The sequence below is a fragment of the Bradyrhizobium sp. USDA 4011 genome (assembly GCF_054063415.1).
On record NZ_JBSSGG010000001.1, the window covers coordinates 1,462,135 to 1,485,050 of the forward strand.

Annotated in this window: 21 protein-coding genes and 1 pseudogene; 15 read left to right on the forward strand and 7 right to left on the reverse strand. The window is 64.2% G+C overall.

The annotated features are described in order from the left end of the window. Positions 1–72 precede the first annotated feature (72 nt). The gene (locus tag ACVW1C_RS06870; RefSeq protein WP_456757751.1) at positions 73–1,254 is read left to right on the forward strand and encodes a cytochrome P450; all 1,182 of its coding nucleotides are present in this window, start codon (positions 73–75) and stop codon (positions 1,252–1,254) included. A gap of 135 nt (positions 1,255–1,389) precedes the next feature. Here ACVW1C_RS06870 and ACVW1C_RS06875 read toward each other — a convergent pair whose 3' ends face one another. Next, positions 1,390–2,562 carry a M20 aminoacylase family protein gene (locus ACVW1C_RS06875; protein ID WP_456757752.1) on the reverse strand — a complete coding sequence of 391 codons (1,173 nt, stop codon included), beginning with the start codon at positions 2,560–2,562 and terminating at the stop codon, positions 1,390–1,392. A gap of 280 nt (positions 2,563–2,842) precedes the next feature. Here ACVW1C_RS06875 and ACVW1C_RS06880 point away from each other — a divergent pair, with 280 nt between their 5' ends. Next, positions 2,843–3,265 (forward strand): hypothetical protein, encoded by a 423-nt coding sequence (locus ACVW1C_RS06880; protein ID WP_456763011.1) that lies wholly within the window; start codon positions 2,843–2,845, stop codon positions 3,263–3,265. Positions 3,266–3,376: 111 nt separating this feature from the next. On the opposite strand, the gene ACVW1C_RS06885 is transcribed toward ACVW1C_RS06880, so the two are convergent. From ACVW1C_RS06885 to ACVW1C_RS06895, 3 genes are all read right to left on the reverse strand, one after another. Beyond that, positions 3,377–4,003, reverse strand: a complete 627-nt coding sequence (locus ACVW1C_RS06885) for a pyridoxamine 5'-phosphate oxidase family protein (protein ID WP_456757753.1) — start codon at positions 4,001–4,003, stop codon at positions 3,377–3,379. 104 nt (positions 4,004–4,107) lie between these two features. Beyond that, positions 4,108–5,445 (reverse strand): amidohydrolase, encoded by a 1,338-nt coding sequence (locus ACVW1C_RS06890; protein WP_456757754.1) that lies wholly within the window; start codon positions 5,443–5,445, stop codon positions 4,108–4,110. A gap of 118 nt (positions 5,446–5,563) precedes the next feature. Beyond that, entirely contained in the window at positions 5,564–6,334 is a 771-nt protein-coding gene (locus ACVW1C_RS06895; RefSeq protein WP_456757755.1) for an IclR family transcriptional regulator domain-containing protein, read from the reverse strand. Positions 6,335–6,504: 170 nt separating this feature from the next. Here ACVW1C_RS06895 and ACVW1C_RS06900 point away from each other — a divergent pair, with 170 nt between their 5' ends. The 6 genes from ACVW1C_RS06900 (at position 6,505) to ACVW1C_RS06925 (ending at position 12,087) form a co-directional block, all read left to right on the forward strand. Continuing rightward, positions 6,505–6,996, forward strand: coding sequence for a MaoC family dehydratase (locus ACVW1C_RS06900; RefSeq protein ID WP_456757756.1), 492 nt, complete (start codon positions 6,505–6,507; stop codon positions 6,994–6,996). Between the two features lie 11 nt (positions 6,997–7,007). Next, on the forward strand, positions 7,008–7,457 hold the full coding sequence (locus ACVW1C_RS06905; RefSeq protein WP_456757757.1) for a MaoC family dehydratase: 450 nt from the start codon (positions 7,008–7,010) through the stop codon (positions 7,455–7,457). Between the two features lie 244 nt (positions 7,458–7,701). After that, positions 7,702–9,006 (forward strand): MFS transporter, encoded by a 1,305-nt coding sequence (locus ACVW1C_RS06910; protein WP_456757758.1) that lies wholly within the window; start codon positions 7,702–7,704, stop codon positions 9,004–9,006. A 197-nt stretch (positions 9,007–9,203) separates the two neighbouring features. Continuing rightward, positions 9,204–10,823 carry a GMC family oxidoreductase gene (locus tag ACVW1C_RS06915; protein ID WP_456757759.1) on the forward strand — a complete coding sequence of 540 codons (1,620 nt, stop codon included), beginning with the start codon at positions 9,204–9,206 and terminating at the stop codon, positions 10,821–10,823. Positions 10,824–10,830: 7 nt separating this feature from the next. Then, positions 10,831–11,733 carry an alpha/beta fold hydrolase gene (locus ACVW1C_RS06920; RefSeq protein WP_456757760.1) on the forward strand — a complete coding sequence of 301 codons (903 nt, stop codon included), beginning with the start codon at positions 10,831–10,833 and terminating at the stop codon, positions 11,731–11,733. A gap of 87 nt (positions 11,734–11,820) precedes the next feature. Then, the gene (locus tag ACVW1C_RS06925; protein ID WP_456757761.1) at positions 11,821–12,087 is read left to right on the forward strand and encodes a hypothetical protein; all 267 of its coding nucleotides are present in this window, start codon (positions 11,821–11,823) and stop codon (positions 12,085–12,087) included. 85 nt (positions 12,088–12,172) lie between these two features. On the opposite strand, the gene ACVW1C_RS06930 is transcribed toward ACVW1C_RS06925, so the two are convergent. Further along, on the reverse strand, positions 12,173–12,340 hold the full coding sequence (locus ACVW1C_RS06930; RefSeq protein ID WP_456757762.1) for a hypothetical protein: 168 nt from the start codon (positions 12,338–12,340) through the stop codon (positions 12,173–12,175). A gap of 214 nt (positions 12,341–12,554) precedes the next feature. Here ACVW1C_RS06930 and ACVW1C_RS06935 point away from each other — a divergent pair, with 214 nt between their 5' ends. The 4 genes from ACVW1C_RS06935 to ACVW1C_RS06950 all read left to right on the forward strand — a co-directional run bounded on the left by ACVW1C_RS06935 (position 12,555) and on the right by ACVW1C_RS06950 (position 15,270). After that, a complete protein-coding gene (locus ACVW1C_RS06935; protein WP_456757763.1) occupies positions 12,555–13,508 on the forward strand; it encodes a metallophosphoesterase family protein in 954 nt (317 codons plus the stop codon). 25 nt (positions 13,509–13,533) lie between these two features. Continuing rightward, positions 13,534–13,857 (forward strand): cupredoxin domain-containing protein, encoded by a 324-nt coding sequence (locus ACVW1C_RS06940; RefSeq protein ID WP_456757764.1) that lies wholly within the window; start codon positions 13,534–13,536, stop codon positions 13,855–13,857. 94 nt (positions 13,858–13,951) lie between these two features. After that, positions 13,952–14,509, forward strand: coding sequence for a sigma-70 family RNA polymerase sigma factor (locus tag ACVW1C_RS06945; RefSeq protein WP_456757765.1), 558 nt, complete (start codon positions 13,952–13,954; stop codon positions 14,507–14,509). Then, positions 14,506–15,270, forward strand: a complete 765-nt coding sequence (locus ACVW1C_RS06950; RefSeq protein ID WP_456757766.1) for an anti-sigma factor family protein — start codon at positions 14,506–14,508, stop codon at positions 15,268–15,270. Before ACVW1C_RS06945 ends, ACVW1C_RS06950 begins: the two co-directional genes overlap by 4 nt. 153 nt (positions 15,271–15,423) lie before the next feature. On the opposite strand, the gene hpnO is transcribed toward ACVW1C_RS06950, so the two are convergent. Beyond that, complete coding sequence (hpnO, locus tag ACVW1C_RS06955; protein ID WP_456757767.1) at positions 15,424–16,815, reverse strand: aminobacteriohopanetriol synthase HpnO; 1,392 nt, start codon at positions 16,813–16,815, stop codon at positions 15,424–15,426. Positions 16,816–16,918: 103 nt separating this feature from the next. Here hpnO and ACVW1C_RS06960 point away from each other — a divergent pair, with 103 nt between their 5' ends. Continuing rightward, entirely contained in the window at positions 16,919–17,575 is a 657-nt protein-coding gene (locus ACVW1C_RS06960) for a DUF2147 domain-containing protein (RefSeq protein WP_456757768.1), read from the forward strand. A 111-nt stretch (positions 17,576–17,686) separates the two neighbouring features. Here the strand turns inward: ACVW1C_RS06960 and hpnN are convergent. Further along, positions 17,687–20,303, reverse strand: a pseudogene (hpnN, locus tag ACVW1C_RS06965) (hopanoid transporter HpnN). 453 nt (positions 20,304–20,756) lie between these two features. Between hpnN and ispH the strand changes: the two are divergent. Both ispH and hpnH read left to right on the forward strand, forming a co-directional pair. Then, positions 20,757–21,683 carry a 4-hydroxy-3-methylbut-2-enyl diphosphate reductase gene (ispH, locus tag ACVW1C_RS06970; RefSeq protein WP_456757769.1) on the forward strand — a complete coding sequence of 309 codons (927 nt, stop codon included), beginning with the start codon at positions 20,757–20,759 and terminating at the stop codon, positions 21,681–21,683. A 45-nt stretch (positions 21,684–21,728) separates the two neighbouring features. Continuing rightward, the gene (hpnH, locus tag ACVW1C_RS06975) at positions 21,729–22,898 is read left to right on the forward strand and encodes an adenosyl-hopene transferase HpnH (RefSeq protein ID WP_456757770.1); all 1,170 of its coding nucleotides are present in this window, start codon (positions 21,729–21,731) and stop codon (positions 22,896–22,898) included. Positions 22,899–22,916 lie beyond the last annotated feature (18 nt).

Here is a 22,916-nt window from a genome sequence, read left to right on the forward strand (position 1 = left end):
TATCAATCCCATCGAATTGAGTGATTGCCGGCGCTGGCGCTAGGCTTCGCGAAAAGCGCTCCGGGAGGACCAATGACCAGCAGCGTGCCCGTCGTCACCGACATCGCGTATCAGGATCTGCTCGACGACCCCTATCCGATCTTCCGCCGCCTGCGCGAGCTGGCGCCGGCGGTGTTCGTCGAGCCCGCGAGGCTGACGCTGGTGACGCGCTTCGACGACATCGTGCGGATCGAGCGCGATCCGGCGACCTACTCGGCCGACAATCCGACCTCGCTGGTCAACAAGGTGATGGGGCCGACCTTCATGCGCAAGGACGGCGCCGAGCACGCGATCGGCCGCAAGGCGATCGAGCCCTCGTTCCGCCCGGCCACGATCAAGGAGTATTGGGCGCCGAAATTCACCGCGATCGCGCAAGAGCTGATCGATGACCTGTCCGCTGCCGATGAGGCCGATCTATTCTCGGCGCTGGCCGCGCCGATGGCCTCGCGCAGCCTGATGGCGATGATCGGTTTTCGTGAGATGCCATGGCAGACCCTGGCCGACTGGTCGCAGGCGCTGATCGACGGCGCGGGCAATTACGCTGCCGATGCCGGGATCGAGCGCAAGGCGATGCAGGCGAGCGCCGATGTCGACGCCGCGATCGACGCGGTGCTCAATGATCACCGCAGCCACCCCAACCCCTCGATCCTGTCCTCGATGGTCAACGCCGATCCGCCGATGCCGATCGAGGGCATCCGCGCCAACATCAAGGTAATCATCGGCGGCGGACTGAACGAGCCGCGCGATGCGATCCTGACCCTCGTGCTCGGTCTCCTGCAAAACCCGGCGCAGAAGGAGAGCGTGCTGGCGAAGCCGGAACTATGGCCCGCTGCGCTCGAGGAAGCGGTGCGCTGGATCTCGCCGATCGGCATGTATCCGCGCCGCGTCACCCGCGATGTCGATCTTTCCGGCACCATGCTGCCCGAGGGCCTTCAGATCGGGCTCTGCGTCGGCGCGGCGAACCGCGACGGCAATCGCTTCGCCGAGCCTGATTCTTTTGACGTGACGCGACCGAAGCAATCGCATCTGGCGTTCGGCGCCGGACCGCATTTCTGTGCCGGCACCTGGGTGTCGCGGCTCACCGTCGGCAAGATCGTGGTGCCGATGCTGTTCGCGCGCTTGCGCAATTTGCGCCTCCGCGCGGAGGCGCCGCCCGTCGTCCGCGGCTGGGTGTTCCGCGGACCGGTGACGCTGCCGGTGCGATGGGATGTGTGAGCCGGCGCCAAGACCAACGCTCACCGTCATTGCGAGCGAAGCGAAGCAATCCATATCTCCACTCGCTGAGCAATGGATTGCTTCGTCGCTTCGCTCCTCGCAATGACGTTCGAAGAGTGATGCCAGCAGCGAGCCTTACGCCGCCAGCGCGTCCTCCACGATCTTCACGAAATAGGAGGTACCGTAGACAATTGCCTCGTCGTTGAAATTGTAGGCGGGGTGATGCAGGCCGGCGCTGTCGCCGTTGCCGCAGAAGATGAAGGCGCCGGGCCGCGCTTCCAGCATGTAGGAGAAATCCTCGGCGCCCATCAGCGGCGGCATTTCGTGCACATTGGCAGCGCCCGCGACGTCGCGCGCGATGCGGCCCGCGAATTCGGTCTGCGCCTCATGGTTGACGGTGACGGGGTAGCCGCGCTCATAGGTGAGCTCGATCTTCGCGCCGGTCATCTTGGCAACGCCATCGACCACCTCGCGCACGCGCTTCTCGATGAGATCGCGCACCTCCCGGGTCAGCGTGCGCACGGTGCCGCGCAGTTCCGCGGTCTGCGGGATCACGTTGCGCGCGTTGCCGGCATGGAATTCGCACATCGAGATTACGGCGGAGTCGAGCGGATCGACGGTGCGCGCGACGATCTGCTGCAAGGCGGTGACGAGCTGGGCGCCGACCAGCACGGAATCGATGCATTTATGCGGCCGCGCGGCATGACCGCCGAGCCCTTCGATCTTGATGTCGATCGCATCGGTCGCGGCCATGATCGGGCCGGAGCGGATCGCGAACGAGCCGATCGGAATCCCCGGACCGTTGTGCATGCCGTAAACCTGCTGGACGCCGAAGCGATCCATCAGCCCGTCCTTGATCATGGCGGCCGCACCGGCGCCGCCCTCCTCGGCCGGCTGGAAGATCACCACCGCATCGCCGGCGAAATTGCGCGTCTCGGCGAGATAGCGCGCCGCACCGAGCAGCATCGCGGTGTGGCCATCATGGCCGCAGGCGTGCATCTTGCCCGGCGTCTTCGAGGCGTAAGGCAGGTTGGTTTCCTCGTGGATCGGCAGCGCGTCCATGTCGGCGCGCAGGCCGATCACCTTGACGTCGCCCTTGGCCGCCCCCTTCTTGCCCTTGATGACGCCGACCACGCCGGTCTTGCCGAGCCCGGTCACGACCTCGTCGCAGCCGAATTCCCGCAGCCGGTCGGCCACGAATGATGCAGTGCGGTGCACGTCATACAGCAGTTCGGGGTTTTCATGGATGTTGCGGCGCCAGGCCTGGATATCGGGTTGCAGATCGGCGACGCGGTTGACGATGGGCATGAGAATTCTGGCCTCAGAGGTTGGACGTAAGACCTGTCTAGCATGCAAGAGGCGGTCCACCCAACAGATGTGGCATGCCTCCGGCCTGGGCTCTGCATTCGCAAATGGGATGCCGAATGTTCCCCGGACGAGCGGGCCGGGCGACCTTGCGTCCGTTCGCCAATGTCTGGCCCGGCGGAATCGCATCCGACCAAAGCCTAATAGTGCCGGGGATATCTCGTGCGGATACTACTTCAGGTTTTCGCACCGAAATCCTCCATCCTAAGGGCGCGGCTGCATGATGCCGGATCAAGCGGTCTTGTTCTCCACCATCATCCTGCTGGTGCCGATGGGATACTTCCTGCTCGCGGCCCCTGCGTTCCTGCTCGTGAAGCTCGACGTTCCGTCCGTCACGCGTCTGCTGCGCGGCATGTTCAATGCCTACTTCCTGGTGCTGACCGTCTCGGGCGTGATCGGGACGCTCGCCTTCGCCGCCGCGGGCCGGCCGGCCGTCGCGCTTGGCATCGCCTTGATCGCGGCGTTCGCGGTGCTGGCGCGCCGATGGTTCCTGCGGCGGCTCGATGCCGAGGCGAACGCGAGAGACCTTGGCGATCCCACCGCGGTGCGGCGGCTCCGCCGGCTGCACTGGGGCGGCATGCTGTGCAATGCGGTTCAAGTCTTCGTTCTGGTCGGCAGCATTCCCTATATGGCGCCGCTGCCTTGATCGGGCGTTGCTCCGCCGATCCCAGATCCGCTTGGGGCGCGCAAGATTGGAAGCCGCGTCCGCTTTGCCCTCGAAGCGCGGCGCAGAGCAAGATCCGTCCTCGCCTGCTCGCTATGCGTCGCGTTTCCGATGCGGATCGTATTTCGAAAGTACGTCTTTGAGGTAATCCCGGCTCTTCCATTCCGGTGCGGGCGGCTCGTAGCCGGGCCGAGGAACGAACGGATTCGCCGCCACATCCGCTGACGCGCCCATCATGTCCGGAATGTAGCGCGGGCAATTTGGGAAGATTTCGCATTTGACGCTGACGACTAGCTTCGCGCCATGATGCCGGGCAAGCGCTTCCGCGCCGTCGTGGATCGTTGCCTTGCCTCGGATGCGCGCGCGAAACGTCTTGCCGTCGAGGCGCACAAACAGCAACCCGACGTTCGGGTTGCGGTGAATATTGCCGAGTGTGCGGTACATGTTGTTGCCGTCATACTCGGGGTATTCAAACGTGTCGGGCCCGGTGATCTTCACGAAGCCGGGATCGCCACAACGCATCGAACAATCGACATTGTCCTGATAGCTCGTCGCAATGAAAAAGAACCGCGTCTCCTCGATGAGCTTGCGTTCCTGTTCCCAGAATTCGAAGTGGAGGCGATGCTTCTCAAGGCCGTCGGCGACGCGACGACCGTCGAAGCGGTCCTGCAACTCACGCATTCCGTCGTGGTAGAAAGCGGCGCGAACGGGATCTGCCACAGGACTCCTCCAGCAAGTTGAGCAACCGATCTGCAAGTTTTGGCGCGGCGAGAACATGCGGCCAGCGGCAGCCGAATCTCCCGGGCGCGCCCGGCCGCAGGTGGCTAATTTCCTCGCGCCTGCCGGTCGAACGCGCTCAACACGGCAAGCGTCATGGCCTCGACACCGGTCTTGATGGTCGGCTCCGGTACCGGCGCGAACAGCGGCGAATGGTTGGTCGGCAATGGCGGGCCGTTGCCCGCCCGGGCCGCGGCAACGCGCTCCGGCTCGTAGACACCGATGTTGAAGAACATCGACGGCACACCGGCGCTGACGAATTCCGAATAATCCTCGCTGGGCGTACCGGGCGGCGAGGTTGCGAACTTGTCGCCAAACGCCGCCTTCAGCACCTTTTCCGCCGTGCCGACCACGTCGGGATCGTTGATCACGGCCTTGGTCCCTTCGGCGAGGTTGATCTCAGGCTCCGGCGCATTCGACATGGCGGCGACCGCCTTTGCCGTCCGCTCGATGCCTGCAAGCATTTTAGCGCGCACCTCGGGCTTGAAGGTGCGAATGGTGCCGAGCAGCACCACATCGTCAGGAATGATGTTCGACGCGGTGCCACCGTGAATTGCGCCGATGCTGACCACGCCGAATTCTGTCGGGTCCTTTTCGCGGCTGATCACGCTCTGAACATCGACGACGAAGCGCGCGGCCATCATCACGGGATCGATGGTCGCCTGCGGTACCGCACCGTGCCCGCCGCGGCCACGGAATTTGATGTAGAGGCCATCGGCGGCGGACGAGCCGATCCCGACGCGATAGCGCACTGTTCCGTAGGCGAACGGGCCATCGTGCAAGGCGAAGCCGAAATTCGGCTTTGGAAACCTTGTGAACAGACCATCCGCCAGCATCGCCTTGGCACCCGCCACGATCTCTTCAGCCGGCTGGGCGATGAACATCAGCGTGCCGTGCCATTGGTCTTTCAGGCCGACCAGCGTCTTGGCCGCGCCCACCCAGCTCGCCATGTGGATGTCGTGGCCGCAGCTGTGAGCGACGAAGGTTTCCCGTCCCTGCCATGTGGTCTTGTCGTGGCTGGCATAGGGAAGGCCGGTCTTCTCTTCCATCGGCAGCGCATCGAGCTCGGTGCGCACCATGATGGTGGGGCCCTCGCCGTTCCTGTAGATCGCAACCAGCCCGGTCTTGCCGACGTGCTCCGTCACCTCGAAGCCCAGCGCCCGCATTTCGGCAGCCAGTTTGGCCGCGGTCTTCTCCTCCTGAAACGCGATCTCGGGATGGGCGTGAATATCCTTGTAGAGCGCGTCGAGTTTCGGGTAGTCCGCCTCGACCGATTTCTCGATTGCGCCCTTCAGCGCGGCGACATCGAGTTCAGCATTGGCTCGCAGCGGCAATGAAGCGCAGAGCGCGGCGGACGCAAGCAGCGTGAGAACAATCTTGTTCATGGCAATCGCTCCAACTGAAACCCGGATACTGCACCCCGAGCGCTAGGTCGGGCTCGGCTCCGCGATCTAAGCAGGCAAGGTGACAGGAAACAATGACTGATCCAGAGCGTGTGCGCGCCTAGCCCGAGGTCAGCATCTGGCTGCGGATCTCCTGTGCGGTGCGGCGCAGCGGCAGCAGAAATTTCTTGCGCGCGCCGGCCTCGCTGACCGTGCCCGAAATCGTGTTGACGCTGAGCGCCGCGACCACCGCGCCGGCCGGATCGCGCAGCGGCACGGCGATGCCGCAGATCGCGGGATCAAGTTCGCCATCGACCCAGGCATAGCCGTCGCTCTCGACCCGCGCGAGCAGTTCCCCGAGACGCTCCGGATCGGTCACGGTACGCGGCGTGACCTGCTTGAAGCCACCGCTCGCAAGATAAGCCTCGCGGGTGCCAGGCGGCAGCGCCGCGAGCATGACGCGGCCGAGCGACACCAGATGCGCGGGCAGCCGGCTGCCGACGCCGAGATTGGCCGACAGAATCCGACGCGCCGGCAGACGCAGCGCATAGACGATCTCGTCCTCATCGAGCACCGCCATCGCACAGGACTCCCCGATCTCGTTGCGCAAATTCTCCAGCGCGCGCTGCGCATGCGCCCAATAGGGCAGCGCGTTGAGATAGGACAGGCCGAGCCCGAGCGCGCGCGGCCGCAAGCTGAAATAGCGTCCATCCGAAGCGCAATATTTCAGCGCCACCAGGGTCGCGAGGATGCGGCGTGCGGTGGCGCGGTTGAGACCGGCGGTGTCGGCGGCCTCCGCCAGCGTATGCCGGCCCGGCGGCTTGCCGAGCGCCTCGATGATCGAGAAACCGCGCGCGATCGCACGCACGAAGCCGTCACTCTCTTTACTCATGACACCGTTCTGCTGGGGCCGTCGTATTTGCTCATCACATCGCAGCCCACATGGCTGCCTGCACATGGCGCGGCGCTGCCCGCTTGTCAGGGGCTCCCGACCGCGCTAGCGTCAATTCACACAGCGAATGAACTGTTCGCCTGGCGAACAAAATAGCAGGAGTATCCTCTATGGCGCAAGCAGAAAGTTCTGCGGCCACCCCGTTCGAAACCGATTTCTGGAAGGACGCGAAGCTGCGCAAGGTGTGGGACGACATCGTCCCCGGCGAGCCGCGCAAGACGCTGCCCTACACGCTCACACAGGAAGCGATCGCGCTGTACTGCCGTGCGGTCGGCGAGACCAACCCGCTTTATCTCGACGAGACCACCGCGAAAGCCGGGCCTTATGGCGGGCTGATCGCGCCGCCCGCGATCCATATCCTGTTGATGTTCGCCTGCACGCCGGCCGACGACTGGATGCGCTCGCCGGGCACCGTCAATGCCGGGCAGTCGTGGAGCTACAACATCCCTGCCCGTCCCGGCGACACCATCACCCTGCAGGCCCGCGCGCTCGATAAGTTCATCAAGCGCGAACGGCTGTTCGTGGTGCACGACAACGTCTTCTTCAACCAGCATGGCGACGTGATCTGCTCGGGTCGCGGCCAGACCATCCGCCCGATGTAAGGAGGATCACGATGACCACAGCGAATTTCGATGCTCTCGAGGCCGGCGACACCATCGACGGCCCCGCCTTCGCGGTCACGCGCGAATCGATCCGCCTGTTCTGCGATGCATCGCTCGACTACAACCCGCTGCATCTCGACGACAACTACATGAAGGGCGATTTCGGCAAGACCAATTTCGGCGGCATCATCATGCATGGCATGAACAATTTCGGCCTGATCTCGCGCATGCTGACCGACTGGGCTCTACCTGCCGGCGCGATCCATCGCAGGCTCGAGACGCGCTGGCTGAAGCCGGTGAAGCCCGGCGACACCATCCGCCCCACCGGCACCATCAAGGCCAAGCAGACGACCGCGAAGTCGCGCTGGGTGCTGGTCGACGTCGCCGTGCAGAACCAGCGCGGCGAGACGGTCGCGGCCGGCGAGGCGATGCTGGAGTTTCCCGGCGCGAAGGCGGGCTAGCCGCGCATATTTCGATCAGAGCAACGGGCTCCCGCTCCGCCTCGCCCCGCGTGCGGGGAGAGGCCGGAACGCATCGCCAGATGCGTTCCGGGTGAGGGAGAGCCGCCGCGATCACAGCTGTCACCGTGTATGCGCCGGCAGCCCCCACCTCCCCTCGCCCCCGCAAAAACGGGGCGAGGGAGCATGGCTCGTTCGCGGCGCTGTCCAACTCAACAACAATCAAAAGAATCATTTGGAGGTTTCGATGCAGGATGCGGCCCATTCGCGGCTCTATGGACGGATCGCCTGGCGCCTGATCCCGTTCCTGCTGGCGTGCTACACGGTTGCGATCATCGACCGATTCAACATCGGCTTTGCCAAGCTGCAATTCCTGCACGACCTCGACATTGATGACGCGGTGTTCGGGCTTGCCGCCGGCATCTTCTCGGTCGGCTATGTCGCGCTCGAAGTGCCGAGCAATCTGCTGCTGGTCAGGATCGGCGTCCGCAAGACGCTGCTGCGGATCATGGTGCTGTGGGGCACCGTCACCGTGCTGCTCGCGCTGGTGCAGACCCAGTATCACCTCTATCTGCTGTTCCTGCTCGGCGCCGCCGAGGGTGGCTTCTTCCCCGGCATCCTGTATTACCTGACGCTCTGGTTTCCAGACCGCGTGCGCGGCCGCATGACCAGCCTGTTCGTGATGGCGGTGCCGCTCGGCGGCGTCATCGCGGGGCCGCTGTCGGGCCTGATCATGGATCACATGCAGGGCGTCCATGGCCTGCATGGCTGGCAGTGGCTGTTCATCCTCGAAGGCGTTCCAGCCGTGCTGCTCGGCGTCGCCGCGTATCATTATCTCGCCGACGGGCCACAGGCCGCGAACTGGCTCAGCACCGACGAACGACGGCAGGTCGCGAGCGATCTCGCCCGTGATCGCGCCGCCGCTCCTGACACGACAAGCAGCTTCGCAGCGGCACTGCGCGAGCCGCGCGTCTATCTCCTGTCCTTCATCTATTTCGCGTTCTTCTGTTCGCTCAACACCATCCTGTTGTGGACACCGACGCTGCTCAAGCGCGTCGGCGTGGCGACCACCACCGAGATCGGCTGGCTGAGCGGCACGATCTCGGTCGCCTCGGCGATCGGCATGATCGCGATCGGCTACAGCTCCGATCGCACGCGGGAACGGCGCTGGCACGTGGTCTGCTGCGGTCTCGTCGCGGCGGCGTGCTTCATCGCCCTGCAGGCCGCGCAAGGCAGCATCCTGCTGACCGTGACGCTGCTCGCCATCGCCTCGATCGGCATCTTCGCGATTCTCTCCCTGTTCTGGACCATTCCAAACGCGATGCTGGAAGGCAGCGCCGCGGCGGGCGGTATCGCGCTGATCAGCGCGATCGGCTCGTTCGGCGGCGCGGTCTGCCCTGCCCTGATCGGCTGGATGAATGTCGCGACCGGGAGCATCTACACACCGCTCGCCCTGGTCGGCGCCGTGCTCGGCATCGGCATGCTGACGCTGATCGTCTGCGTTCCCCGCGCGAGACATCAGGTAACATTGGCCGAACCGAGCCGTCCCTGATCATCCAGCGTACGCCCGGCCCGCCGGCCGGGCTTCCGTCGACCGGCGGCGTCCGGAGAGAGCTTGGTTCTGAATTCACCAGAACCGAGCTCCATTTTTCTTGTATTGACGCGTTTTCTTCGCGCGAACCGTGCTCCACTTCGCTCGAAAACGCTATAGAAGGAACCCAACAAAAGACGCTTGTCGGGAACGAGGACATGCCGCGTAGGCTCGAGGGTGATTTCGACTACATTATCGTCGGCGCGGGCACGGCGGGCTGCATCATGGCCAACCGCCTGTCGGCCGATCCGAAGAAGCGCGTGCTGCTGCTGGAAGCCGGCGGCAAGGACAACTGGATCTGGTTTCATATCCCGGTCGGCTATCTCTTCGCGATCGGCAATCCGCGCTCGGACTGGATGTTCAAGACCGAGGCCGAGCCCGGCCTGAACGGCCGCGCGCTCGCCTATCCGCGCGGCAAGGTGATCGGGGGCTCGTCGGCGATCAACGCCATGATCTCGATGCGCGGCCAGGCCGCGGATTACGATCACTGGCGCCAGCTCGGCCTCACCGGCTGGAGCTACGACGACGTGCTGCCGGCGTTCAAGAAGCTGGAGGATCACTTCCTCGGCGAAAGCGAGCATCACGGCACCGGCGGCGGCTGGCGCATCGAGGCGCCGCGGCTGTCGTGGCAGATCCTCGATGCGGTCGGCGATGCCGCCGAGGAGATGGGCATCAAGCGCATTCCGGACTTCAACACCGGCGACAACGAAGGCACCAGCTACTTCCACGTCAACCAGAAGCGCGGGCGGCGCTGGTCGTCGGCGCGCGGCTTCCTCAAGCCGGTGCTGAACCGCGGCAATCTGCGGCTCGAGACCGACGTGCTGGTCGACCGCCTGATCATCGAGAGCGGCCGCGCCGCCGGCGTCCTGTTCCGTCAGGGCAACGAGACGGTAGAAGCACGCGCCAAAGGCGAGGTGATCCTCTGCGCCGGCTCGATCGGCACCACGCAGGTGCTGCATCGTTCCGGCATCGGCCCGGCCGAATGGCTGTCGCCGCTCGGCATCGACATCGTGGCTGACGTACAGGGCATCGGTCACAATCTGCAGGACCATCTGCAGCAGCGCGCGATCTACAAGGTATCGGGCGTGCGCACGCTGAACGAGACCTACTACAACCTCGTGCGCCGCGGCCTGATGGGCCTCGATTACGCGTTCCGCCGCCGCGGGCCGCTGACCATGGCGCCGTCTCAGCTCGGCATCTTCACGCGCTCGGATGCGACGCGCTCGCGCGCCAACATTCAGTTCCACGTGCAGCCGCTATCGCTCGACAAGTTCGGCGACCCGCTGCATCGCTTCCCCGCGATCACGGTGAGCGCCTGCAATCTGCAGCCGACCTCGCGCGGCACGGTGCGCATCCGCTCGACCGCGCCCGACGACAAGCCGTCGATCGCGCCGAATTACCTGTCGACCGAGGACGACCGCCAGGTCGCGGCCGACGCCATCCGCACCACGCGCAGACTGATGAAGCAGAAGGCGCTGGAGAAATATCGTCCCGAGGAGTTCCTGCCCGGCCCCTCGGTCGGCGACGACGACGCCTCGCTCGCCAAGGCGGCCGGCGACATCGGCACCACGATCTTCCACCCCGTCGGCACCGCAAAGATGGGAACGGCCAACGATCCGATGGCCGTGGTCGACGAGCGCCTGCGCTTCTACGGCCTCAACGGGCTGCGCATCGCGGATGCCTCCGTGATGCCGACCATCACCTCCGGCAACACCAACACGCCGACCGCGATGATCGCCGAGAAGGCCGCGGCGATGATCCTGCAGGATGCACGATAGAGCGACGATGAAATCCCGGAAGCGCATTCTCGTTGGCGATGCCGGCGCGCAGATCGCGCTGGCGCGATGGGGCCAGCCGGCCTCCGGCAAGCCGCCGGCGCTGCTGCTGCACGGCACCGGCTTTGTCGCCGAAGTATGGACCGAGGTCGCGGAAGCGCTGGCCGCCGACTACACCGTCTATGCGCTCGACCGCCGCGGCCATGGCCTGAGCCACAAGCCGCCGGCCGACCGCTATCAGTTCCAGGATTTCGCCGACGATGTCTGCATGGTGGTCGAACGCCTCGATCTCCATGATATCTACGGCATCGGTCACAGCGCCGGCGCGACCGACCTGATGCTCGCCACGAAACTGATGCCGGACCGCTTCGCGCGGCTGTTCGTGACGGAGCCGACCGCGATGGATCCGCGCACGCCGCGCACCGGCGGCCTGAGCGAGATCGCGCGCGCGTCGGTGCAGGGAGTGCTGCGCCGCCGGGCCGAATTCGATAATGCCGACGATCTGTTCCGGCGATTGCGCGCCGCGCCGGCGTTCGCGCCGTGGACCGAGCCGTCGCTGTGGGCCTATGTCCATCACGGTTTTGCGCGGCTCGACGACGGCCGCATGCAGCTACGCTGCACGCCTGAAATCGAGTCGGCGCTGCTTGGGCCGATCTTCCAGGCCATGGAGCAGATCTACACCGGCGATGCGCGCGGCAATCCGTTCCCGTGGTTCTCCGATATCGCCTGCCCGGTCTGCATCGCCACGGCGCAGCAGTCATGGCCGGTCTACAAGGAGATGGCCGACCGCGCCGCCGCCCTGATCCCGCACGCCAGCCGCTGGACGTTCGGGAACGTCGGGCATTGCGTCGCGCAGGAGGCGCCGGAGCTCATGGTTGCGGCGCTCAGAACGTTTGACGCACGAACCGGCTAGCGTCGGCACGGAACGCCCGCCAAAAGAAAACGCCGTCCCCTTGCGGGGACGGCGGAAGCCACTCACGCAGTACTGGAACGGTTCTTAGTGATTGCCGTGGTGCTCGGCGTGATGCCGGCTCGCCTCGGTGTGGTGATGCTGGGCATGGCTGGCGTGACCATGGGCGCTGTGCGCGTGATGCGCCGCCTTGTGGTGATCGCCGGCTTCGTGGTGCTTGGCGGCTTCGCGGTGATGACGCGCCGCGTGTTCGTGATGCTCAGCTGCCTTGTGATGATGCTCAACGCCTGCGTGGTCGCTCATGAAGATCTCCCGGTGTGGCGAATGAAGTCCGCCATTCTTATGCAGGAGCGCTGACACTATGCTGACGGCTGCAAGACAGCTTTGTTGCAACCGTTCATCTGTGTTGCACGACGTTTCCATGTTGCAGCGCGCATGGCGGCTACCGCGTTGATTGATCGCCGCGGGTCGCGACGGCGGCGGGAATGCGGCCGAAGGCCGGCAGCTCACGCGTGGCTTCCATCCAGCGCTGCCGCTCGGCGCCCTGGATAAGCACCTCGTGACGAATCTCGCCGCGGTGACGGTGACAGCCGCCGGTCACGTCAGCCATGCTTTCCTCCGATCGATCAGTGGCTTGCCGGATAGATCGCTCTACAAACCGGGCGGCTTCAATGACGCGTCTTGACCTTGCGTCCACCTCTCGCGGATCCTCACGAAATCGTCATCCGTCCCCTCGGCACCCTCCAAAGGCCCGGGAATAAAGCCCTGACCCGGCCGATCACATTCCCGGAAACCCAATCCCTGGGCCCAACGGGAGACTTGCCATGAGCGGACACGATCACGACCACCACGATGAAAAGAAAGGCGTCAGCCGACGCAAGGTGCTGGAATGCATGACCTGGGCCGGCACCGGCGTACTCTGGACGGTTACCGGCGGCGTGCCGCATTCGCTCGGCATCGTCGGCTCGGCGGCCGCAGCCGAAGCGACCACCGGCATGACCTTCATGCAGATCAGCGACAGCCATGTCGGCTTCGACAAGCCGGCCAACCCGAACGCCATCGGCACACTTGAGGAGGCCATCAACAAGGTCCGGGCGATGCAGGTCAAGCCGTCCTTCATGATCCACACCGGCGACATCACGCATCTGTCGAAGGCGTCCGAATTCGACGACGCCGATCGCATCATCTCGCAGGCCAAGCTCGACGTGCATTACGTGCCTGGCGAGCACGACTTCATCGACGAGGAGGTCAAGCTCTATAAGGAACGCTACGGCAAGGGCACCAAGGGTCCTGGCTACTACTCCTTCGACGCCGGCGGCGTGCATTTCGTCGGTCTCGTCAATGTCGTCGACCTCAAGGGCGGCGGCCTCGGCAATCTCGGCAACGAGCAACTGGAATGGCTCGAGAACGACCTCAAGGGCCGCTCGAAGTCGACGCCAATCGTGCTGTTCGCCCACATCCCGCTGTGGACCGTCTATCCGCAATGGGGCTGGGGCACCGAGGACGGCGCCCGCGCACTGGAGTACGTCAAGGGCTTCGGCTCGGTCACCGTGCTGAACGGCCACATCCACCAGGTGATGCAGAAGGTCGAGGGCAACGTCACCTTCCATACCGCGCGTTCGACGGCCTTCCCGCAGCCCGCGCCGGGTGCCGCCCCCTCGCCCGGCCCGATGAAGGTCGAGGATGCCAAGCTGCGCAGCATGCTCGGCGTCGCCAGCATCAACTTCAAGCAGAACAGCCAGCCGCTGGCGATCATCGACACGCCGTTGCAGGGCTGAGGCACAAGGCTAAGGGAAGACACCGATGAGTTCGATCAATCGACGCGACTTCGGTATAGCCGTGGTCGCGACCATGCTGCTTCCTGTCACGGCGGCCCGCGCCGAAGACGTCGCGGTCCACATCGACAACTTCTCGTTCGCGCCGAACCCGCTCGAGGTGAAGGTCGGCACCACCGTGACCTGGACCAACCGCGACGACATCCCGCACACCGTGGTGTGTGCGGGAAAATTCCGCTCCAAGACCTTGGACACCGACGGTACCTTCTCGTTCACCTTCACGGAGCCCGGCGAGTACAAGTATTTTTGCTCGCTGCATCCGCACATGACAGGCAGTATCAAGGTTGGGTAACGTGACCACCCATACGATCGCAGCGATGCCCGGCCGGTGGCCCTCCGCCCCCGGCCGGGCACAAGCCGTCTCTCGACATGCCGGGCAGGACACGATGGTTGTCAAAGCGTCGCAAGACGATCCCGAAAAGGCGCGGCGCTTTCGCGAAGCCGCGCTGCCGTACCTTGACGACGCCTATACCCTGGCACGCTATTTGTTGCGCGATGCCGCCGACGCCGAGGATGCGGTGCAGGAATGCTACCTGCGCGCCTACAAGCATTTCGACAGCTACCGTGGACCTGCGATGAAGCCGTGGCTGTTTGCGATCCTGCGCAATGTCTGCCACGCCGAATATGCACGGCGCAAGACCGCCCCCACCGCAGTCGAGGAGCTGCCCGAGGGCGGCGATCAGACCCCGCTGTGGAACGAGGCGCCGGAGACTCCGGAAAAGCAGCTGCTGCGTCGCTTCGACGGCGACACCGTGCGCAAGCTGGTCGCGGCGCTCGCCGAGCCGTTCCGCGAGACCTTCGTGCTCAGGGAAATCCAGAATCTTTCTTACCGCGAGATCGCCGATGTCGCCGCCGTGCCTGTCGGCACCGTGATGTCCCGCCTCGCACGCGCCCGCGCCATGCTGCGATCGGCCTGGCTTGCGGAACAGGAGCAAGCGAAATGAACTGCGAGGAAGCCGAAGTGCTGGTCCACGCGCTGATCGACGGCGAACTCGATGCCGGCCATGCGCGCGAAGTGGAAGCCCATATCGAGGGATGCGCGCATTGCGCCGCCCTGATGAAGGAGTATCAGGAGATCCGCCAGGCGATCGCCGAGAGCGATGTGCGCTACAAGGCACCGCTCGAGCTGCGCCGCAAGATCGAGAAGGCGTTGCCGCAACCGCAGGCGGCGCCGACCCGACGCTCGGTGCTGCGCGGCTTCGCGATGGGCTCCGCCGTGTCGGCGATGGCCGCGACGGGCCTCGTTGCGATCGTGCTGCGCAATGACGACGAGCAGCGCATCGAGAACGAGGTGGTGTCGGCGCATCTGCGCTCGCTGCAGGCCGGCCACCTGATCGACGTGGCCTCGACCGATCAGCATACGGTCAAGCCCTGGTTCAACGGCAAGCTCGACGTCTCGCCGCCGGTGATCGATCTCACCGCGCAGGGCTTTACCCTGATCGGCGGCCGGCTCGACTACGTTAACGCCCGCGAGATCGGCGCCGTGGTCTACAAGCGCCGCCAGCACATCATCAACCTGTTCGTGGCGCAGACGGCGAACACCGAACGGAAGTCCGCGAAGATCTCGACGCTGCAGGGCTTCAACATCCGGCGCTGGAGCGACCGCGGCCTGAATTACTGGGCGGTCAGCGATCTCGGCGCCGATGAGCTGACGGAGTTCGGCGACAAGTTCGAGAGCGCGATGCACGCGAACAAGGAAGGATGATCTGTAAGGCGGGTTAGCCAACGGGTCCGCGCAAAGCGCGGCCCGATGACAGGCTCCGCGTAACCCGCCGCCAGTCTCTCGTCGGCTGCACTGTCGGCGGATTACGCCTTCGGCTAATCCGCCCTGCGCCCTGCCTAGCTACGGGTTCAAACTTTACGCCGACTTGCGCACAGCGTTGTCGACCAGCGTCTTGCCGAGCGACCAGATCGCGCCGGGAACCTTGTGGCTGCCGGCGATCACCTCGTCGAACGACTTCTCGATCCAGCTGCAGTCCTCTTCGGTGATCATGAGCGGCGGCAGCAACTTGATGGTGTGGAGGCCGTGGCCGGCGACCTGGGTCAGGATCTTGTGATCCTTGAACAGCGGCACCGTGATCAGCTGGCAGAACAGTCCCTTGTTGGCGGTCTCCAGCAGGTTCCACGACGCCTTCAGCCGCAGCGATTTCGGCGGCCCGAACTCGACGCCAATCATCAGGCCCTTGCCGCGGACTTCCTTCAGCAGTTCGTAGCCCGGCACCATGCGGGTCAGCGCAAGGCGGAGCTCAGCGCCGCGCCTGGCGGCGTTCTCCACGAGCTTCTCGTTCTTGATGACATCAAGCGTGGCGATGCCGGCAGCCATCGCCAGATCGTTCTTCGCGAAGGTCGAGCCATGCACGACCGCGCGATCCATCTGGTTGAATATCTTGTCGAAGATGTGCTTGCGCGTCAGCAGCGCGCCGATCGGCACGTGACCGCCGGAGAGCGCCTTCGCCAGCAGCACCATGTCGGGCTCGATGCCCCAGTGCTCGATCGCGAGGAACTTGCCGGTGCGGCCGATGCCGGTCTGGATCTCGTCGGCGATGAACAGCGTGCCGTATTTGCGGCACAGCGCCAGCGCGCCGGGCAGGAACTCGTCGGTGGGCATGTTGACGCCCTTGCCCTGGATCGGCTCGACGATGAACGCGGCAACCTGGCGCGACGACAGCGCCTTTTCCAGCGCGTCGAGATCGTTGTAGGGAATCGGGGTGCAACCCGGCAGCAGCGGCTCGAAGCCGCTGCGGAAATTCGAATCATCGGTCAGCGACAGCGCGCCGTAGGACAACCCGTGGAACGAATGCCCGCAATAGACGATGCCCGGACGGCCGGTGGCGCCACGCGCGAACTTGATCGCCGCTTCGACGGTTTCGGCACCGGAATTGGCGAAAAACACCTTGTCCAGATATGGAACATATTCCAGAAGCCGTTCCGCGAGCACGCCGGCGAGCGTCGAGACGTCGAGCTGCACCAGATTCGGCAGATCGGCGTCGAGCACGCTCTTCAGCGCCTTGCGCAGGTCCGGATGATTGCGGCCAATCGCAAAAACGCCAAATCCGCTCAATAGATCGAGGTAACGAGCCCCCTGACGATCGAAGAGGTATTGGCCTTGCCCCTTCTGGAAGCCGACGTCATAGCCAATGGTCTTGAGGACGCGAACGAGCTGCTCGTTGAGGTGACGCGTGTGCATGGCACCGCGCTGCCCCTCGCGCTCCACAAAAATCTCGGAAACGTCTAAATTGGAACTTACCATTCGTTACATACGTCGGTTGATGGCCATCTCGTCAACTTAAAACGCTCGCTAGCGGCGTTTTGACCCCCCGCTCGGATCGTCTAGTTAAGCACAGGTTTGGACCATGTTGCACTGCCCAAGAACTTTCGCGCGTACAATAGCCTTTTCAGGTTTATTTTTGGCCACCGTATTATCACCGGCGCTTGCAGCGGACCCGACCGGCGACTGGAAGGTCGCCGACGGTGTCGCCATCATCCGCGTCGCCCAGTGTAATGGCAGCATGTGGGGTGCGGTGTCCTGGGAAAAAACCCCCGGCGGCAAGGATAAGAACAATCCTGATCCCGCGAAGCAAAGCAGGCCGACGCTTGGCATGCCGATCCTGATCGACATGAAGAAGAAGGCCGGCACCGATGCGTGGGAAGGCCAAGTCTACAATGCGAAGGACGGCCAGCTCTACAGCTCGACCATCAAGCCCGTCGGCACCGATCAGCTCGAGATCCAGGGCTGCGTGCTCGGCTTCCTCTGTGGCGGCGAGACCTGGACTCGCGTCGGTCCGCCGATCCCGGTCAGCGCAGCCGGCAACCCGCCTGCCGCGGGCAGCCCGGCAGCAAAGGGCGCCCTGCCCAAATCGGCAGCGCCGCAGAAGACCACCGGCGCCGTGGCGCCTGCCACCAAGCCGGGGCAAAAGCAGGCAACCACTGCCCCAGGAAACGCCAATGCGTCTGCTGACGTCGTGGGTGATATCTGCCTGCTGCCGGACATCGCGCGACCGACGCATTGACAGAGACCGGCTAGCGGCGCCGCACGCGCATGCCGGCTGCTTCGGGACGTTGACGCGTGCTCGAATTTAGGGCTCGGCGGCACCTTGCCGCCAAGCCCGACCGCCTGCGCGTCAGGTGACGTCGTTGGCGATATCCTCCTCCTTGAGGGCTTCGCGCGGCTTGCCCATCAGCGCCGGCTGGAACAGCAACACCGCGGCGAGCGTGGTGACGAGCGAGAGCGCGAGCAGCTTGCCCATGCTCGCGGTGCCGGGATGGCTGGACAGCCACAGGCTGCCGAACGCGGTCGCCGTGGTCAGCGCGCTGAAAAAGATCGCACGCGTCAGGCTCGACTGCAGCAGGTTTGTCCTGCCCTGCCGCCATGCCGTGACATAGTAGATCTTGAACGCGACGCCGACGCCGAGCAGCAGCGGCAGCGCGACGATGTTGGCGAAGTTGAGTGGCAGTCCGATCAGCACGCAGATCTCCAGCGTGACAATGCCGGCGACCAGGAGCGGCACCAGCGTCATCAGCACGTCGACGACGCGACGCAGCGTCAGCCACAGCAGCAGGCCGATCGTGACCAGCGCCAGGATGCCGGCGTGGATGAACGCATTCACGATGACATCGCCCGATTTGAGGATCGAGACCGGCCCCCCGATCGCGGTCGGCTCCGCGGCGAGCACGGCGTCGGCAAAACGGCGCAGATTGTCGTTGTCGTTCGGATCGCCCTTCGGCTCAACCTCGACACGCATCAGGCCGTCCTTGGTCTTCCAGCTCTCGACCAGTTCCGGCGGCAGGTTCTGCAGCGTGACGGTCTGGGCCTGCAGCGTGTTGCGGAGCTGATCGAACACGATCTTCATCGGCGCGACGAAGACGTCCTGTGCCTTGTCGCGGATGGCTTGGTTCGAATCGGCCAGTTTCTGCAGGGCGTCGGCGAGCCGGCGTGCGGCGACCGCGCCCGCCCCCTTGCCGTCGCCCGCGGTCCTGCGCAGGCTGTCGACCGAGCTCTTCAGCGACTCGACGTTTCTCCTGATCCGACGGCGCCGGATCGACCGAGTCGGGGTTGAGCGCGGGGCCGAGCGTCTTGGCTGCCTGCGCGATCAGCTTCAGCTTGGCCGGCTGATCATCAGGCACGAAGCTGTCGAGCGACATCACGCGCGACACTTCCGGCAGCTTCTCGAGCTTGGCCTCGATCTTCTTGGCGTCGGCCTCCGAGCGCGTCATCACGTTGATGGCGTTGGCGCCGATGTTCGGATCGTTTCTCAGGTCGAGGAAGGTCGCGATCGATTCCGCGTGCTTGTTGCGCAGATTGATCGGGTTGAAGTCGAATTTCATGTAGTGCAGCAGCGGCAGGCCCGCGACCGTGACCAGGATCGTGCCGACGATGATCGGGACGCGATGCTTTTCCAGGAAGTGATCGAGCGGCGCCAGGAAGGCGTAGCCGACCGGCTCCTTCTCTCCGGGCGGATTGAGCAGGTCGAGCAGCGCCGGCAGCACCGTGATGCTGGTGATGAAGGCCACCAGCATGCCGGCGCCGGCGATTTTGCCGAGTTCGGAGATGCCCTTGTAGTCGGTCGGCAGGAAACACAGGAAGCCGGCCGCGGTCGCCATCGCCGCGAGCGACAGCGGCACCGCGGAGCGGCGCGCGGCGTTTTCCAGCGCCAGCGTCAGATTGTCGTTCTTGAAACGCTCGGAGCGGTAGCGGACGCTGAACTGGATGCCGAAGTCGACACCGAGGCCAACGAACAGCACCGCGAAGGCGATCGAGAGCAGGTTCAGCGACCCGACCATCATCAGGCCGACCGCCGTGGTGATGGCAAGGCCGATGAACAGGTTCACGAACACCGCGAAGATGATCTTGGCGGAATGCAGCGCCAGCCAGAGGATGATCAGCACAATCACCACGGTGCCGATGCCGTTGCGGATCGCGCCGTCCTGCACGGTGGCGTATTCTTCGTTGGCGATCGGCACGGGTCCGGTCAGGCGGACGCGCGCGTGATACTCGGTCGGGAATTTCAGGTCGGCCGCCGCCTGGCGGATCGCGTCGGTTGCGTCCTTGCCCGGCTCCAGCGCCGAATAGTCGATGATCGGCTTGATCTCGATGAAGGCGCGCTTGTCCGAATCGGTCAGCGGCTTGTCGCTGGTGAGCTCGCGCCAGGAGAAGGTCGCGTTGCCCTTGGCGAGGACGGTCTCGATGGTCTCGGAGATCAAATTGAAGGGCGGAGCCGCATTGTCGAGCTTGACCTGTCCGCGCTTGACGCCGGCAAGCCCGGTCTCGAGCGCACCGGTCAGTCCGCGAATTGAAGGGTCGCCGGCCATGATCTCGATCAGCGGCGCGGCCGATTCGAGCTGGCCCGTGACCTTGCCGACCTCTTCGGTCGGCAGGAACAGCAAACCGTTCTTCTCGAAGAATTCACCGGAGCCGAGCGCGGTGATCGCCTCGAAGTTCTTCTTGTCGGCTTGCAGCTTCGCGGTAAGCGCCTTCGCGGCCGAACTGGTCAGCTCGGGCGTCGCTGCCTCGACGACAGCCAGGATCAGCCGCTCGCGATCAAAGGCTTCCTCGAACTGGTTGTCGCGCTTGCGCCAATCCAGATCCGGCGAGATCAGCTTGTTGATGTCAGTGTTGATCGAGAAGTTTCGGGCCGTATAGAAGCCGGCGCCGATCGACAGCAGCACCGAGAGAATGACAACCGGAAGGGCAAAACGCGTACAGGTTCTAACAACGGAGACGACAATATTTGTCAGCACTTCGTTTCTTTCTAATCTCTGGGAAGCATGGCCGAAAACGCCCGCTCTGTAGCGGAGTTCCGGGGACCGATCTAATGTTGTTTTGGTTACCTTCCACGATGAGATGGCAAGGAGGTTCCAAAGCACAGGAACGGCCACGAGCCGCCGGTATAGACCGCAGGAGTGGGCGATAAAGTGACGAACAAGTGAGGGAAACGGGCGGTCGCAGGACCCGAAACCCACACCATATTACCTCAAGCCCCTCACTTGACTGGTTACTCATCCGCTCGAAGCGCTACCCTTTTGCCACAAATCCCTGTATTTCCATGCCCTTGAGGGCGCGGATCACGTGCAGGACCTGAGATGGTGCGGACATTGCAACTGAAGTTGCGGCGTCCGCCTGGGCGGAGTGCGTTGCAGAAATGGCCGCAGGGCATGGAATGAGATTGGTGCAATTTGCGTAGCGGACGACCCATGGAAGTGTATCTTGCTCAGCCGCGCGGCTTTTGCGCGGGCGTTGTGCGCGCGATCGAAATCGTCGAACGCGCGCTGCAGAAGTATGGCCCGCCGGTCTATGTCCGCCACGAGATCGTGCACAACAAATACGTGGTCGAAAGCCTGAAGAAGAAGGGCGCCATCTTCGTCGAGGACCTGTCGGAAGTGCCGGCCAAGGCGGTGACCGTCTTCAGTGCCCATGGCGTCGCCAGGAGCGTCGAGGAGGAGGCGGAGGCCCGCGACCTGCCCGTGCTCAATGCCACTTGCCCGCTCGTCACCAAGGTCCACAACCAAGGCAAGCGCTATATCTCGAGGGGCCGCACCCTGATCCTGATCGGGCATGCCGGCCATCCCGAGGTCGAGGGAACCATGGGGCAGGTTCCGGGGCCGGTCCTGCTGGTCCAGAGTGTTCAGGATGTGGCGGAATTGCGGCTGCCGACCGATGCCCCGGTCGCCTATATCACCCAGACCACCCTGTCCGTGGACGACACCAGGGACATCATCGCGGCCCTTCAGGCAAAATTTACAGATATTCAAGGCCCGGACATCAGGGATATCTGCTATGCGACACAGAACCGCCAATCTGCGGTAAGGGACCTGAGCAAACTGGTGGATGTCATTTTGGTGGTGGGGGCCGCCAATAGTTCCAACTCGAACAGGCTTCGTGAGATCGGCACCGAGGTTGGTGTCGCGAGTTATCTCATTGCCGATGGGAGCGAGCTCAACCCGGATTGGCTGAAGGATGCGAAGGCCGTCGGCATCACGGCAGGTGCATCGGCACCTGAAGTTTTGGTCGACGATGTCATCGAGGCCCTGCGGCGCATCGGACCGGTGTCGGTCTCGGTCGTTCCGGGCCGAGAAGAAAATATCGAATTCCGGCTGCCGGCCGAACTGACTGCGGGCTGATCTGATCCCACTTCCCTTTGATAAGTGCAGAAAGAAAATCGTCTAATGGCTATACCGTTCTTCAAGGAAATGCGTATCGGCGGTTATCTGATCAAGCAGAAGCTGCTTGGCCGCAAACGCTATCCGCTCGTGCTGATGCTGGAACCGCTGTTCCGCTGCAACCTCGCCTGCGTTGGTTGCGGCAAGATCGATTATCCCGATGCGATCCTCAATCGCCGCATGACCGCGCAGGAATGCTGGGACGCGGCCGATGAATGCGGCGCGCCGATGGTGGCGATCCCGGGCGGCGAGCCGCTGATCCACAAGGAGATCGGCGAGATCGTGCGCGGCCTCGTGGCGCGCAAGAAGTTCGTCTCGCTGTGCACCAACGCGCTGCTGCTCGAGAAGAAGCTCGATCTGTTCGAGCCGTCGCCCTATCTGTTCTTCTCGGTGCATCTCGACGGCCTGAAGGACCACCACGACAAGGCGGTGTCGCAGAAGGGCGTGTTCGACCGCGCCGTCTCCGCGATCAAGGCGGCGAAGGCGCGCGGCTTCACGGTCAACGTCAACGCCACGATCTTCGACGGCCATCCGGCCGAGGAGATCGCAAAATTCCTCGACTTCACCACCGAGCTCGGCGTCGGCGTCTCGATGTCGCCGGGTTATGCCTATGAGCGTGCGCCTGACCAGGAGCACTTCCTCAACCGTACCAAGACCAAGAAGCTGTTCCGCGACGTCTTTGCGCTCGGCAAGGGCAAGAAGTGGAATTTCATGCATTCCGGCCTGTTCCTCGACTTCCTCGCCGGCAACCAGGAATACGAGTGCACGCCCTGGGGCATGCCGGCGCGCAACATCTTCGGCTGGCAGAAGCCCTGCTATCTGCTCGGTGAAGGCTACGCCAAGACCTTCAAGGAGCTGATGGACACCACCGATTGGGAGACCTACGGCACCGGCAAGTACGAGAAGTGCGCCGACTGTATGGCCCATTGCGGTTACGAGCCGACCGCGGCGACCGCTGCGATCAACAATCCGCTGAAGGCGATGTGGGTCGCGCTGCGCGGCATCAAGACCACTGGCCCGATGGCGCCGGAGATCGACATGTCGAAGCAGCGTCCGGCGCAGTACATCTTCGCCGAGCAGGTCCAGAAGAAGCTCTCGGAGATCCGCCGCGACGAGGCGATCGCCGCCGAGCAGAAGAAGGCCGCGGCAGCCCAGAAGGCGTCGACCGCCGCCTAAGCCGCGCCGCCCGGACAT

What these genes read in the sequence shown, in the direction of transcription:
- hpnH (WP_456757770.1), top strand. Translation starts at nt 21,729, where the DNA reads ATGGCTATACCGTTCTTCAAGGAAATGCGTATCGGCGGTTATCTGATC.
- ACVW1C_RS06910 (WP_456757758.1), top strand. Translation starts at nt 7,702, where the DNA reads ATGCAGGATGCGGCCCATTCGCGGCTCTATGGACGGATCGCCTGGCGC.
- ACVW1C_RS06915 (WP_456757759.1), top strand. Translation starts at nt 9,204, where the DNA reads ATGCCGCGTAGGCTCGAGGGTGATTTCGACTACATTATCGTCGGCGCG.
- ACVW1C_RS06950 (WP_456757766.1), top strand. Translation starts at nt 14,506, where the DNA reads ATGAACTGCGAGGAAGCCGAAGTGCTGGTCCACGCGCTGATCGACGGC.
- ACVW1C_RS06920 (WP_456757760.1), top strand. Translation starts at nt 10,831, where the DNA reads ATGAAATCCCGGAAGCGCATTCTCGTTGGCGATGCCGGCGCGCAGATC.
- ACVW1C_RS06875 (WP_456757752.1), bottom strand. Translation starts at nt 2,562, where the DNA reads ATGCCCATCGTCAACCGCGTCGCCGATCTGCAACCCGATATCCAGGCC.
- ACVW1C_RS06930 (WP_456757762.1), bottom strand. Translation starts at nt 12,340, where the DNA reads ATGGCTGACGTGACCGGCGGCTGTCACCGTCACCGCGGCGAGATTCGT.
- hpnO (WP_456757767.1), bottom strand. Translation starts at nt 16,815, where the DNA reads ATGGTAAGTTCCAATTTAGACGTTTCCGAGATTTTTGTGGAGCGCGAG.
- ACVW1C_RS06895 (WP_456757755.1), bottom strand. Translation starts at nt 6,334, where the DNA reads ATGAGTAAAGAGAGTGACGGCTTCGTGCGTGCGATCGCGCGCGGTTTC.
- ACVW1C_RS06935 (WP_456757763.1), top strand. Translation starts at nt 12,555, where the DNA reads ATGAGCGGACACGATCACGACCACCACGATGAAAAGAAAGGCGTCAGC.
- ACVW1C_RS06890 (WP_456757754.1), bottom strand. Translation starts at nt 5,445, where the DNA reads ATGAACAAGATTGTTCTCACGCTGCTTGCGTCCGCCGCGCTCTGCGCT.
- ACVW1C_RS06870 (WP_456757751.1), top strand. Translation starts at nt 73, where the DNA reads ATGACCAGCAGCGTGCCCGTCGTCACCGACATCGCGTATCAGGATCTG.
- ACVW1C_RS06905 (WP_456757757.1), top strand. Translation starts at nt 7,008, where the DNA reads ATGACCACAGCGAATTTCGATGCTCTCGAGGCCGGCGACACCATCGAC.
- ACVW1C_RS06940 (WP_456757764.1), top strand. Translation starts at nt 13,534, where the DNA reads ATGAGTTCGATCAATCGACGCGACTTCGGTATAGCCGTGGTCGCGACC.
- ispH (WP_456757769.1), top strand. Translation starts at nt 20,757, where the DNA reads ATGGAAGTGTATCTTGCTCAGCCGCGCGGCTTTTGCGCGGGCGTTGTG.
- ACVW1C_RS06945 (WP_456757765.1), top strand. Translation starts at nt 13,952, where the DNA reads ATGGTTGTCAAAGCGTCGCAAGACGATCCCGAAAAGGCGCGGCGCTTT.
- ACVW1C_RS06880 (WP_456763011.1), top strand. Translation starts at nt 2,843, where the DNA reads ATGCCGGATCAAGCGGTCTTGTTCTCCACCATCATCCTGCTGGTGCCG.
- ACVW1C_RS06900 (WP_456757756.1), top strand. Translation starts at nt 6,505, where the DNA reads ATGGCGCAAGCAGAAAGTTCTGCGGCCACCCCGTTCGAAACCGATTTC.
- ACVW1C_RS06960 (WP_456757768.1), top strand. Translation starts at nt 16,919, where the DNA reads ATGTTGCACTGCCCAAGAACTTTCGCGCGTACAATAGCCTTTTCAGGT.